This window comes from Streptomyces sp. R21 (assembly GCF_041051975.1).
In the GTDB taxonomy this organism is placed as follows: Bacteria; Actinomycetota; Actinomycetes; order Streptomycetales; family Streptomycetaceae; genus Streptomyces.
In genome coordinates, this window is the sequence record NZ_CP163435.1 from 7,727,484 (window position 1) to 7,740,388 (window position 12,905).

The 12,905-nt window shown below is 68.0% G+C and carries 9 protein-coding genes and 1 pseudogene; 9 read left to right on the top strand and 1 reads right to left on the bottom strand.

Annotated features, from left to right (window positions below; all coding sequences use genetic code 11):
- Positions 1-48: 48 nt before the first annotated feature.
- The 8 genes and pseudogenes from AB5J56_RS34355 to AB5J56_RS34390 all read left to right on the top strand — a co-directional run.
- A pseudogene (locus AB5J56_RS34355) lies at positions 49-1,104 on the top strand (polysaccharide lyase family 1 protein); the annotation flags it as partial.
- A gap of 117 nt (positions 1,105-1,221) precedes the next feature.
- Positions 1,222-2,559: a sugar ABC transporter substrate-binding protein gene (locus AB5J56_RS34360; RefSeq protein WP_369238507.1), complete on the top strand. Its 1,338-nt coding sequence runs from the start codon at positions 1,222-1,224 to the stop codon at positions 2,557-2,559.
- A 165-nt stretch (positions 2,560-2,724) separates the two neighbouring features.
- Positions 2,725-3,531: a rhamnogalacturonan acetylesterase gene (locus AB5J56_RS34365; RefSeq protein WP_369238509.1), complete on the top strand. Its 807-nt coding sequence runs from the start codon at positions 2,725-2,727 to the stop codon at positions 3,529-3,531.
- Between the two features lie 89 nt (positions 3,532-3,620).
- Entirely contained in the window at positions 3,621-4,931 is a 1,311-nt protein-coding gene (locus AB5J56_RS34370; RefSeq protein ID WP_369238511.1) for a polysaccharide lyase family 1 protein, read from the top strand.
- Between the two features lie 14 nt (positions 4,932-4,945).
- Positions 4,946-6,052, top strand: coding sequence for a pectinesterase family protein (locus AB5J56_RS34375; protein WP_369238513.1), 1,107 nt, complete (start codon positions 4,946-4,948; stop codon positions 6,050-6,052).
- A 1-nt stretch (position 6,053) separates the two neighbouring features.
- Complete coding sequence (locus AB5J56_RS34380; protein WP_369238515.1) at positions 6,054-7,073, top strand: pectinesterase family protein; 1,020 nt, start codon at positions 6,054-6,056, stop codon at positions 7,071-7,073.
- A gap of 50 nt (positions 7,074-7,123) precedes the next feature.
- On the top strand, positions 7,124-8,236 hold the full coding sequence (locus AB5J56_RS34385) for a pectate lyase (protein ID WP_369238517.1): 1,113 nt from the start codon (positions 7,124-7,126) through the stop codon (positions 8,234-8,236).
- A 97-nt stretch (positions 8,237-8,333) separates the two neighbouring features.
- A complete protein-coding gene (locus AB5J56_RS34390; protein ID WP_369238519.1) occupies positions 8,334-9,128 on the top strand; it encodes an HAD family acid phosphatase in 795 nt (264 codons plus the stop codon).
- Here the strand turns inward: AB5J56_RS34390 and AB5J56_RS34395 are convergent.
- A complete protein-coding gene (locus AB5J56_RS34395) occupies positions 9,125-11,344 on the bottom strand; it encodes a family 43 glycosylhydrolase (RefSeq protein WP_369238521.1) in 2,220 nt (739 codons plus the stop codon). The genes AB5J56_RS34390 and AB5J56_RS34395 overlap by 4 nt on opposite strands.
- Positions 11,345-11,582: 238 nt before the next feature.
- On the opposite strand from AB5J56_RS34395, the gene AB5J56_RS34400 reads away from it, so the two are divergent.
- Positions 11,583-12,737: a right-handed parallel beta-helix repeat-containing protein gene (locus AB5J56_RS34400; RefSeq protein WP_369238523.1), complete on the top strand. Its 1,155-nt coding sequence runs from the start codon at positions 11,583-11,585 to the stop codon at positions 12,735-12,737.
- The last annotated feature ends 168 nt before the right edge of the window (positions 12,738-12,905 follow it).

Here is a 12,905-nt window from a genome sequence, read left to right on the forward strand (position 1 = left end):
GGTCAACTCCTGCCATCCGTATGCCTGTTATGCCTTCTGGGAGCCGCAATGACGCAGCACCTTCATAGCAAGCGCTTGCCGAGACCGGGTCGCGGCAAGGTCCTGGCCGCCGTGATCGGCCTGGTGGCCGCCCTGAGCCTCGGTGCGATCGGGGAGGCGAAAGCCTCCACCGAGCCGCAGGTCACGGCGGCGGTCCGGCTCTCCGACCGCCCGCACGGCTTCGCCTCCCTCGACGGCGGCACCACCGGCGGCGCGGGCGGCAAGGTCGTCACCGTCACCGACCAGGCCTCGCTGGCCCGGTACGCGGCCGCCGAGGAGCCGTACGTCATCCGGATATCGGGGGCGATCGACGTCGAGCCCTTCGGGTCGGACATCGTCGTGGCCTCCGACAAGACGATCATCGGCGTCGGCGACACCGGTGAGATCGTCCACGGCGAGCTGCACCTCAACCCCGGCACGCACAACGTGATCATCCGCAACCTGACGATCCGCGACTCGTACGTCGAGGGCGACTGGGACGGCAAGACCACCGACTTCGACGCGATCCAGATGGACACAGTCGACCACGTGTGGATCGACCACAACCGCTTCACGCACATGGGTGACGGGCTGCTCGACATCCGCAAGGACAGTCAGTACATCACCGTCTCGTACAACCAGTTCACGCACCACAACAAGGCGTTCGGGATCGGCTGGACGCCCAACGTCACCACGCAGATCACCATCGACCACAACCTGTTCAGCGGCACCAAGCAGCGCAACCCGTCCGCCGACAACTGCGCCTACGCGCACCTGTACAACAACTACTTCACCGACCAGGTGGCCGACGGCGATCCGGTGTGGACGTACGGCAGCTGGTCGCGCGGCCACACCAGGATGGTCATCGAGAACAGCTACTACGACGGGGTCCAGCACCCCTACCAGGCGGACGCCACCGCCGAGTTGGTGCAGCGCGGCTCCATCCTGAGGAACACCACCGGGCGCCGGGACGCGTGGGGGACGGCCTTCGACCCGCACGACTTCTACGCCTACCGTCTCGACCCGGCGGCAGCCGTCCCCGCACTGGTGACCCGGTTCTCCGGGCCGCAGAAAAGCCTCGGCACGGACGGTTGGGCGCCGTACGCCACCGCCCGCTCCTGACCCCCGAGTCCCCCCACGACTTCGTACCTCCCCCGTACTTCCTCCGTACCTCCGTTGGATCCAGAAGAAGAGAGCCGGTCAATGAAGATCAACATCCGTAGAAGCAGGCGCGCCGCCGTCGCCGTCGCCCTGGGCTCCGTGCTCGCCCTGACCGCCACCGCCTGCGGTGACGACGGCAGCGGCAGCAGCGGCGACAAGGGCGACGAGGGCTCCGGCAAGGGCGAGATCACCTTCTGGGACAACAACGGCGGTGTCCGTACCGACATCTGGAAGGAGATCATCGCCGACTTCGAGAAGAAGAACCCGGACATCAAGGTCAAGTACGTCGGGATTCCCGCCGCGAGCGCCCAGTCCAAGTACGACACCGCCATCCAGGGCGGCGGGCTGCCCGACGTCGGCGGCGTGGGCACCGCGATGCTCGCCGAGATCGGGGTGCAGGGCGCGCTGGAGCCGCTCGACAGCCGGCTCGACAAGAGCACGCTGAAGGGCAAGCTGAGCCAGAACCTGATCGACAGCAGCCGGGCCGCGGGCGCCGGCGACAAGCTCCTGCAGATTCCGACCTCGTCCAACAACGGCACGCTGTGGTACCGCACCGACCTGTTCAGGGCGGCCGGCCTGGACGCGCCGACCACCTGGACGAAGTTCTACGCGGCCGCCGACAAGCTCACGAACAAGGGCAAGAACCGGTTCGGCTTCACCATCCGCGGCGGTGAGGGATCCATCGCGCCGGCCCTGGACGCGGCGTACAGCCAGAGCGGCATCACCTCGTTCTGGAACGGCGACAAGACCACGGTCAACGACCCGAAGAACATCGCCGCGCTGGAGAAGTACGTCGCGCTCTACAAGAAGGACACCCCGTCCGCCGACGTCAACAACGACTTCACCAAGATGGTCGCCCAGTGGGACAGCGGCACCATCGGCATGCTGAGCCACAACCTCGGTTCCTACCAGGACCACCTGAAGGCCCTGGGCGCGGGCAAGTTCAGGGGTCTTCCCAGCCCGACGCAGGACAACGGCTCACGCGTGCAGATCTCCAACCCGGTCGACGGGCTGAGCGTGTTCAAGTCCAGCAAGAACAAGACGGCCGCCTGGAAGTTCATCGAGTTCGCCGTCTCGCACGAGGAGAACTCCAAGTACAACGAGTCGGCGGGGCAGATCCCGGCGAACACCGAGGCCGCGCAGGACGCCTGGATCCAGAAGTCCGAGCCGACGAAGCTCGCGGCGGCGGCGCTGAACGGCGGCGACACGAAGATCGTGCAGCTGCCGTACTACCTGCCGGACTGGGCCACCATTTCCAAGTCCGACAACGAGCCGAACTTCCAGAAGGTGCTGCTCGGGAAGATGTCGGTGAAGGACTTCCTGAACACGCTGGCCGAACAGCTCAACGCGGCGCAGGCCGACTGGAAGAAGAACGGATAGCTCCGCTGGGGTTGCCGCCGTGCGGATCGGTCCGTGGTCTCTGACGTCGTTTGCCGACCGCGGGCCGGTCCCTGGCTGATCGCGCCCGCGCGGCGGAGCCGCATGTCGATACAGCCCCGCGCCCCTGACCCAACTTCCGCACCCTCTGCTGAAAGGCACACCGGCGTGTCACTTACCCGCAGACAGGTCACCACCGCGGCCCTCGCCGCCGTCCCTCTCGCCGTCGCGGCCTCGGCGCCCGCCTTCGCGGCGCCCGCTCCTCGACGGCACCGCACCCTCTACATCGCAGGTGACTCCACCGCCGCCCAGAAGTACACCGATGCCAAGCCCGAGACCGGGTGGGGCATGGCGCTTCCCTTCTTCCTGGGCCAGGGCCTGGAAGTCGCCAACCACGCGGTGAACGGGCGCAGTTCGAAGAGTTTCGTCGACGAGGGGCGGCTCGACGTCATCCTCGAAGCGATCCGGCCCGGCGACCTCCTGCTGATCCAGTTCGCGCACAACGACGAGAAGAGCGCCGACCCCACGCGCTACACCGAGCCCTGGACGACGTACCAGGACTATCTGCGCCAGTACGTCGACGGAGCGCGGGCCCGCGGTGCCCGGCCGGTGCTCGCCACCCCCGTCGAGCGCAGGAGGTTCGACGCGGACGGCAACGCCGTGCCGACCCATGGCGACTACCCGGCAGCGATGCGCGCCCTCGCCGCGGAGGAGGGTGTGGCGCTGCTCGACATCCAGGCCCTGTCGCTCGCCCTGTGGCAGAAGCTCGGTGTCGAGGAGACCAAGAAGTACTTCAACTGGACCGCGACCGAGCAGGACAACACGCACTTCAACCCGCCCGGCGCGATCGCCGTGGCCCGGCTCGTCGCGGCCGGGCTGTTGCACCGCCGGGTGCTCGGGCCCCGGGACGTGCGGCGCCTCGACGACGAGATCCCCGAGTCGTGGATCACCTGGCTCGAGGGGACCACCCCGTAGGTCCCCTCGGTCCGAAGGCACCACCCCGTAAGCCCCCACTGGAGTTCCACCCGCGTCAGCCCCACTGAAGTCGAAAGAGGAGCCGCACAGTGAACACACAGATATGGCATGAGCATGTCATTACAAAGGCCGCCGCGCTGATCGGCTGCACCGCCCTGGTGCTGTCCGTGACCGCCCAGTCCGCCCAGGCCGCCCCGTCCGCGGACGTGGCCCGCCAGACCCTTTCCGCGAACGACGGCTGGGGCTCCTACGGCACCGGCACCACCGGCGGCGCGAGTGCCGACGCCGCGCATGTGTACACCGTCACCACCTGGGCCGGGTTCAAGGCCGCGCTCAAGGACGGCGGCACCGCCCCGAAGATCATCAAGGTCAAGGGCACGATCGACGCCAACGCCGAGGGCTGTGACTCCTTCGCGGCCGACGGGTACGACTTCGCCCAGTACCTCGCGGACTACGACCCGGCCGTGTGGGGCTACGACACCGAGGTCAGCGGCCCTCAGGAGGACGCGCGGGCCGCCTCCGCCGCCAACCAGGACACGGCCATCAAGGCGAACGTCCCCGCCAACACCACCATCATCGGCGTCGGCGGGAACGCCGGGTTCAAGGGCGCCAGCCTGCAGATCAAGGCCGTCGACAACGTCATCGTCCGCAACCTCGCCTTCGAGAGCCCCCTCGACTGCTTCCCGCAGTGGGACCCGACCGACACGGCCGTCGGCAACTGGAACTCCGAGTACGACAGCGCGGTCGTCTACGGCTCCACCCATGTCTGGCTGGACCACAACACGTTCACCGACGGCGACCACCCCGACAGCTCGCTGCCCAGCTACTTCGGCCGGATCTACGAGCAGCACGACGGCGAACTCGACATCGTCAAGGGCGCCGACTACGTCACCGCCTCGTGGAACGTGTTCACCGACCACGACAAGACGATCCTGATCGGCAACAGCGACAGCGCGTCCACCGCCGCCGTCGACCGGGGCCACCTCAAGGTCACCTTCCACCACAACCTGTTCTCGAACCTGGTGGAGCGCGCGCCGCGCGTCCGCTTCGGCCAGGTCGACTCGTACAACAACCACTTCGTCGCCGACGCCGGGTTCGCCTACAGCTACGGCATCGGCATGGAGTCCCAACTCGTCGCCGAGCACAACGCGTTCACACTGCCCGACGGGGTGAAGGCCGGGTCGATCCTGAAGAAGTGGAAGGAGGCGCCGGTCACCGCCGCCGACAACTACGTCAACGGTGCGCCGACCGACCTCATCGCCGTGCACAACGCGGAGATCCCGGCCGAGACCCTGCAGTCGGGCGCAGGCTGGACGCCGACGCTGCGCACGAAGGTCGACGCGCCGAAGGCCGTTCCCGGCATCGTCGACCACCGCGCGGGTGCCGGAAAGGTCTGCTGACCGTGCGGGCAGCCATGGACCGCAGAACCTTCCTGGTCGCGAGTGCCGGCGCCGCGCTGGCGCTCGGCCTCGCGGCCCCCGCGCCCGCCCGCGCCGCGACGCGCCCGCGCTCCCGCTTCGGGCGCTACGGCTCGCCGTCCGCCCGCCTCACCGAGCGGACGCTGTACGTGGACGCGGGCGGCACCGGTGACTTCACAGGCGTCCAAGCCGCCGTGACCGCGGCGGCCGGCAGCGGGTACACGCTCGTCCTCGCCCCCGGCACCTACCGGGAGACCGTCGCCGTCGCCGCCACGGCGACGGAGATGACGTGGATCGGCGCCTCCGAGGACCCCCACGACGTCGTCGTCGTGTTCGACCACGCAGGCGGGACACCCAAGCCCGGCGGCGGCACCTACGGCACGACCGGCTCCGCGACCACGACCGTGCAGGCCGACGGATTCACCGCCCGCTGGATCACCTTCGCCAACGACTGGCTGCGCGCCGACCACCCCGAGATCACCGGCACCCAGGCCGTCGCCATCAAGGTGCAGGGCGACCGCTCGGCCTTCCTGCACTGCCGCTTCCTCGGGCATCAGGACACGCTCTACGCCGACTCGATGGCACTCGGCACCTTCGCCCGCCAGTACTTCGCACACTGCTACGTCGAAGGTGACGTCGACTTCGTCTTCGGCCGGGCCACCGCCGTCTACGAGCACTGCCACTTCCGTACGCTGAACCGCACCGACCTGGCCGCCGCCCCGTACGGCTTCGTGTTCGCCCCGTCCACGGCGGTCGCCAACCCGCGCGGCTACCTGGTGACCCATAGCCGGATCAGCAGCGAGGCGCCGGACGCGTACTACAAGCTCGCCCGCCCCTGGGTGCCCGGCTCGGACACCACCGCCCGCCCGATGCTCACCGTGCGCGACAGCGTTCTCGGCCCCGGCATCGACGCGGTCGCGCCCTACACCAACATGTCGGACACCTACCCGTGGCAGAACCAGCGGTTCGCCGAGTACCGCAACACCGGCCCCGGTGCCGTCGTCACGGTCCAGGCCAACCGGCCCCAACTCGCCGACGAGGAGGCCGAGTCGGCGATCCGCGAGGCCTACCTCGGCGACTGGACCCCGTGGGAGAGGTGCTGAGATGAACCGACGCACCCTGCTGACGGGGATCGCCGGAGGGCTCGTCGCCGTCGGCACGACCCCCGCCTTCGCGGGCGAGCGCGGACGTACGCTCCACGTCCGTCCCGGCGAATCCGTGCAGGCCGCGGTGGACGCCGTCGACGGCAGCGGCTGGACCGTCGTCGTGCACCCGGGAACGTACCGCGAGGTCGTCAACATTCCTGCGGACAAGGCGGAGTTGACCGTTCGCGGTGCCACGTGCGACCCGCGCGACGTCGTCATCGTCTTCGACCACGCGAACGGCACGAGGAAGGCCGACGGCACGACCTACGGCACCGCGGGCTCCGCCACCTTCACCTCGGCGGCGCCCGGCCTGACCGTCCGCGACCTGACGCTCGCCAACGACTGGCTGCGTGCCGACCACCCGGACATCACGGGCACGCAGGCGGTGGCCGCCTACACCAGCGGCGACCGGACGCACTTCGACAACGTCCGGCTGCTGGCTCATCAGGACACCCTCTTCGTCGACACGACCGCGCTCGACGTCTTCGACCGGCAGTACTTCCGGCACTGCTACATCGAGGGCGACGTCGACTTCGTCTTCGGCCGGGCCACCGCCGTCTTCGAGCACTGCCACTTCCACACCCTGCAACGGGACGTGACCTTCACGCCCAAGGGCATGGTCTTCGCCCCCTCAACGGCCCGTGCCAACCCGCACGGCATCCTCGCCGTCCGCTCGCGCATCACCTCCGGTGCCGAGGACGCGGCGTACAGGCTGGCCCGGCCCTGGGTCCCGTCGTACGAGACGACCGCCTGGCCGTCCCTCGTCGTCCGGGACACCTCCATCGGGTCCGGGATCGACCCCGTCACCCCCTACACCAACATGCGCGACGCCTACCCCTGGCAGTCCATGCGCTTTCGCGAGTACCGCAACACCGGGCCGGGCGCCGTGATCACCGTTCCCGAAAACCGGCCCCAACTCACCGAATCCGAGGCCGCGTTGCACACCCCCGCCGGCTACCTCGGCGACTGGCGTCCCTGAAGAACCACAAGAAACCCCTCCCCACAGAACGACGAAAGGACCGCACTCCTATGTCTCGTCGTACCGCTCTCACCCTCGGCGCAGCCCTGGCCTTCGGCGCCGGGCTCGCCGTGCTCCCCACCCAGGCCCAGGCCGCGACCGTGGTCGTCAGCAACTCGACCGATCTGTCCAACGCCATCAAGAACGCCACCGCCGGCACCGTCATCCAGGTCCGCGGCGGCACGTACTACCCGACGGCCACACTCCAGTCGACGGCCAACGGCACCTCGTCGAGCCGGATCTCCCTCCAGCCGTACGGCTCGGAGACCGTGAAGATCGACGGCTCGTCGCTGCCCGACGGCGACTGGATCTTCAAGCTGACCGCGGACTACTGGAACGTCTCGGGCATCACCTTCCAGAACTCGCCGGACAGCGCGGTCGTCTGCCAGTCCTGCACCGGCACGGTGTGGAGCAACATCAAGACCATCAACGGCGGCGATTCCGGCTTCACGCTCACCGGCGACGGCACGGTCAACAACACCGTCAAGAACATCGACTCCTACGGCAACTACGATCCAGCCAACCACGGCGAGAACGCGGACGGCGTCGCCGTGAAGTTCGGCTCCGGCACCGGGAACCTGATCACAGGAGCCCGCCTCTACAACAACTCCGACGACGGCATCGACTTCTGGTCCTTCTCCTCGCCCGTCACCGTCGAGCACACCTGGTCCTTCGGCAACGGCAAGAACCGCTGGGGCGACTCGGCGTTCGCGGGCGACGGCAACGGCTACAAGCTCGGCGGCGACGGCGAGGTCGTCGCGCACGTCATCAACAACTCCGCGGCCTGGGACGACGCGGGCAACGGCTTCACCGAGAACTCCAACAAGGGCGCGATCGTCATCAACCGCACCACCGCCTACGCCAACGGCAAGTACGGCTACTACTTCGCCACCAGCTCCGCCAAGCTCGGCAAGAACCTCGCCGTGAGCAACGGCAGCGCGGCGGTCTCCAAGGGCTCCTCGGTCACCTCGTCCGGCAACAACTGGGACTCCGGCATCTCGACCCCGTCCTTCGTCTCCACGGACGCCTCGACCTGCTACAACGCCCGCAAGTCGGACGGCTCGCTGCCCGCGACCACCTTCCTGACGACCGGGAGCACGACCATCGGCGCGACGATGAACTGAGCCGACCTGAGGACGCGAGGCCCTTTTGTCTGTGGAGTATGTATCGATCAGGCAACGAGCCTCGCGTTCAGGGGGGTGACGCGCGTAGAAACCTGTCATGCATAAGCCACTCCGTATCGCGGCAATCGCCGCCACCTGTGCCGTCGCCGGTGCCGCCCTGTACGGCACCGGTGTCGCCACCGCCGATCAGTCGACGGCGAACTCGACGCACGAGCCCTACAACATCGGGCTCCTGGTCAAGGACATCGACACTTACTACGGCACCACGCTCGACAGCAACGGCGTGTACCAGGCGTCCCCGGACAGCCAGTACGCCAAGGACCTGGCGCGCATCGACTCCGACGCCAAGAAGTACATCGACAAGGCGGCGCGCAAGGCCCACCACCGGGGCGAGAACCCGGCGGTCGTCTTCGACATCGACGACACGCTGCTGCTCTCCCTCGACTACGAGAAGAAGACCAACTACACGTACAACGGCACCACTTGGGCCGACTACGTGAACAAGGCGGACCGCCCGGCCGTCTTCGGCACCCCCGAGCTCGTCGCGTACGCGCAGTCGAAGGGTGTCGAGGTCTTCTACAACTCGGGCCTGAGCGAGGCGCAGCGCTCCGCCGCGGTCGCGAACCTCAAGAAGGTCGGCGCCGACATCAACCTCGACGCCGACCACATGTTCCTGAAGGACAAGGCGAACCCGCCGGCGTACCTGAGCTCCTGTGCCACCCCGGGTACCTGGACCTGCACGACCGTGCAGTACAAGTCCGGCACCCGTCAGCACATCGAGGACCTCGGGTACGACGTCGTCGCCAACTTCGGTGACCAGTACTCGGACCTCGAGGGTGGCTACGCCGACAAGACGTACAAGCTTCCGAACCCCACGTACTTCGTGAGCTAGTCGCTTGACTCGGTCCGCACGGGGCGGACCGACTCCAGGGTCGGCACCACCGGCTCGATCGTGCCGTCGGCCGCGAAGCGGAGACGGTCGATCGTGGTCTCCCGGTGCGTGCCGTCCCCGCCCGGCTTCCCGGGGCCGTTCAGGGCGAACCGGTGGTAGACGATGTACCAGTCGTCGGTGCCGGGGACGTTCACCACCGAGTGGTGGCCGGTGCCCTTGATGCCGTACTCCGGGCGCTTGGACAGGATCGTGCCCCGCTTGGTCCACGGACCGAGCGGGGACGGTCCCGTCGCGTAGGCGACGTGGTAGTTCTCGCTGCGGGTGTCGTCCTCGGACCACATGAAGTAGTACGTGCCCTGGCGCTTGACCACGAAGGAACCCTCGCGGAAGTTCGCCGGGGTGATGTCCTTCACCTTGGCCGGGTCGTACGACACCATGTCGTCGTTCAGCGGGACGACGTACCCGTGCCCGTTGCCCCAGTACAGATACGCCTGCCCGTCGTCGTCCGTGAAGACCGCCGGGTCGATCATCTGGCCGCTCAGCGAACCGCCCTTGGCGACCAGCGGCTTGCCGAGCGCGTCCTTGAAGGGACCGGCGGGGGAGTCGGCCACCGCCACGCCTATCTGCTGCTCGGCGCAGAAGTAGAGGTAGTACTTGCCGTCGCGTTCCGCGATCGCCGGGGCCCAGGCGTTCTTGTCGGCCCAGGAGACGTCCGGCCCGAGGTCGAGGATCACGCCGTGGTCCTTCCAGTGGACCAGGTCCTTCGACGAGTACGCCTTGAAGCTCGTCCCGCTCCAGCCCGCGTAGCCGTCCGACGTCGGATAGATCCAGTAACGGCCGTCCAGATACCGGATGTCGGGGTCGGCGGTGAGCCCGGGAAGGACCGGACTGCGCGTGGGCACCGCCTCGACGGTCCAGGCACGGCTGGTCCCGTCCGCACCCGTCACGGTGTACGTCTGCGGGGTGCGGAAGTCACGACGGATGCCGGAGGCCGGGGTGACGGTCGCGCCCGCGCCGACGGCGAGCCTCGGCGCCAGGTGCCGGAGGCCGGCGTCCGGCTGCATCGGCAGCACCACCTTGGAGGAGTCCTCGGTGACGACCGCGTAGCCCTTCTGTCCCTTGGCCGTCGCGTCCACGACCGAGGCCGGGGTGGACGGGTACGCGCCGAGCAACCGGTCGTACTCGGCCTGCGTCACCGGCATCACCGTGCCGTGCCGCGGGCTCGCCGGCAGCTGGTAGTTCGTGGACATCGTCCACTTGCCGGAGTCGAGATCGGTGGTCTCGAAGGGGACGTAGCCGCGACCGCCGTACTCGTCGATGAAGAGGTACCACTTGTTCTCGGTGTTCGACTTGAAGACCGTCGGCCCCTCGCCGCGGTCGATGGAGCCGCTGCCGATGCAGTCCGAGACGAAGTCGTACGACGTGTCGGTGAGCGTCGTCGACTTCTCGGCGGTGATGAACTTCGAGCAGGGCGAGTCCGAGGACTGGTTCCGCTCGTCCTTGGTGAAGCGGTAGTAACTGCCCTTGTTCTTGATGACCGTTGAGTCGATCACCGAGTAGCCCGGGTCGTCCCAGACCTTCGGCTCGCTGAAGGTGCGGAAGTCCTTCGTCGTCGCGTACAGCATCTTGTTGTACGTCGATCCCGTGTGGCCCGGGTCGTCGTCGGCGTAGAGCTTCGACGCCCAGAAGACGACGTACTCACCCAGCGTGTCGTCCCAATAGGCCTCCGGCGCCCAGGTGTTGCCCGCGCTGTCCGGTGCGACCTTCACCAGGCGCTGGTCGGTCCAGTGGACCAGATCGGTGGACTCCCAGATCATGACCGACTTGCTGCCGTGCCGCTGCACGTCGTCCCAGCTGCCGCTGGAGTTCTTGTACATCTTCAGATCGGTGGCGATGAGATAGAACTTGTCGCCCTTGGGGGAGCGGATCACGAACGGGTCGCGCAGGCCCTTCTCGCCCAGGTCGGAGGTGAGGACGGGCTTGCCCGCGTTCAGCTCCCGCCAGTGCAGCGGGTCGTTGCCGCGGCTGAGGGCGTAGCGGATCTGCTCGCCGTCGGCGGTGCCCTCGCCGGTGAAGTAGGCGAAGAGGTATCCGGCGTACTTCTGCTGGTTCACGGGTGGTGCTCCTGAATGCGCGGTGCTGGGCGGGGCGTTGAGCAGGGCGAGAAGGAGGGCGAGCAGGGGGAGCAGGACCATGCGAGCGATGCGGGGGCGCATGACACATCCTGTGGGGGTCTGGTGGTTTCTGTTGAATGAGCTGCCCTCGGAGTGTCACCAGTGGGGGACAGGGCGTCAATCGGTGCGGGCGGGGCAGCGGCGAGCGAAATTTTCGATCGCTTTCGCCATCGCCCCGGCAACCCTTCCGGGGATGGTGGCGACAAGGAGGCAGAAGCGGGTCGGGGCGGCCCCTCCGGCCCGCTTCGCAGCCCCGATCGCCTAGGAAAGGAACACCCCCGTGCGTCAGAACCCCGGACGCCACCGCAGGACCCGCACGCTCTCCATCGCCGCGGCGGTGGCCGTTGCCGCGGGGGCGGGCGGCGTCTACCTAGGCCTCTCGAACGACGGTGCCCAGGCCGCCGCCTCGACAGTCACCGTCTCCACCACCGCCCAGCTCCAGACCGCCGTCACCAGTGCCACCGCCGGCACGACCATCCAGGTGCGCGGTGGCACGTACTACCCGACAAGCACCCTCAAGTCCACGGCGAACGGCACCAGTTCGGCACGGATCACGCTCCAGGCGTACGGCAGCGAGAAGGTGAGGATCGACGGTTCCAAGCTCGCCGACGGCTCCTGGCTCGCCGGGATCTACGGCGACTACTGGACCGTGCAGAACCTCACCTGGCAGAACTCGCCCGCCCAGGGCTTCGTCGCGACCTCCTCGGTCGGCGGCATCTTCAAGAACCTGGTCACCGCGAACAACGGCGATTCCGGCTTCACCCTGCGCGGCGACGGCACGACGAACAACCTCGTGCAGAACCTGGACAGTTACGGCAACTACGACGCCGCCGACCACGGTCAGAACGCCGACGGCATCGCCATCAAGTTCGGCTCCGGGACGGGGAACAAGGTCACCGGGGCGCGGCTGTACAACAACGCGGACGACGGCCTCGATATGTGGCAGTTCTCCTCGCCGGTCACTATCGACCACTCCTGGGCGTTCGGCAACGGCAAGAACCGCTGGAACGACTCGGCCTTCGAGGGCAACGGCAACGGCTTCAAGCTCGGCGGCGGAGGCGCCTCGGTCGCGCACGTCGTCAACAACAACGCGGCCTGGGACAACGCGGGCAACGGCTTCACGGAGAACTCCAACACCGGAGCCATCGTCCTCAACCGCAACACCGCCTACGCCAACACCGACGCCGGCTTCTACTTCGCCACCGGCAAGGCCCGGCTCGCCCGGAACCTCGCCGTGAGCAACAAGGGCGGCCTGGACAAGCTGGGTTCGTCCACCGTCTCCGCGGCGAACAACTGGGACAGCGGCGTCTCCACCCCGTCCTTCAGGTCGACCTCCGCGACGACGGCGTACGGTGTCCGTTCCGCAAGCGGCTCGCTGCCTGCGACGACGTTCCTGACGACTGGTTCCACGACCATCGGTTCGACGATGAACTGACCTTCCCTGTAAGGGCGAACGCCCCCGCCGGTCGTCACCGGCGGGGGCGGTCTGCTGCCGGTCCGAGGGGGAACTCGAACCGGCGTGCGCCGGACCGAGGGGGGCTCGGCGGCCGGCGCGTGCCCGCCTGAGGGGGGCTCAGACGGGCAGCTCAGGGGGTGCTACGAG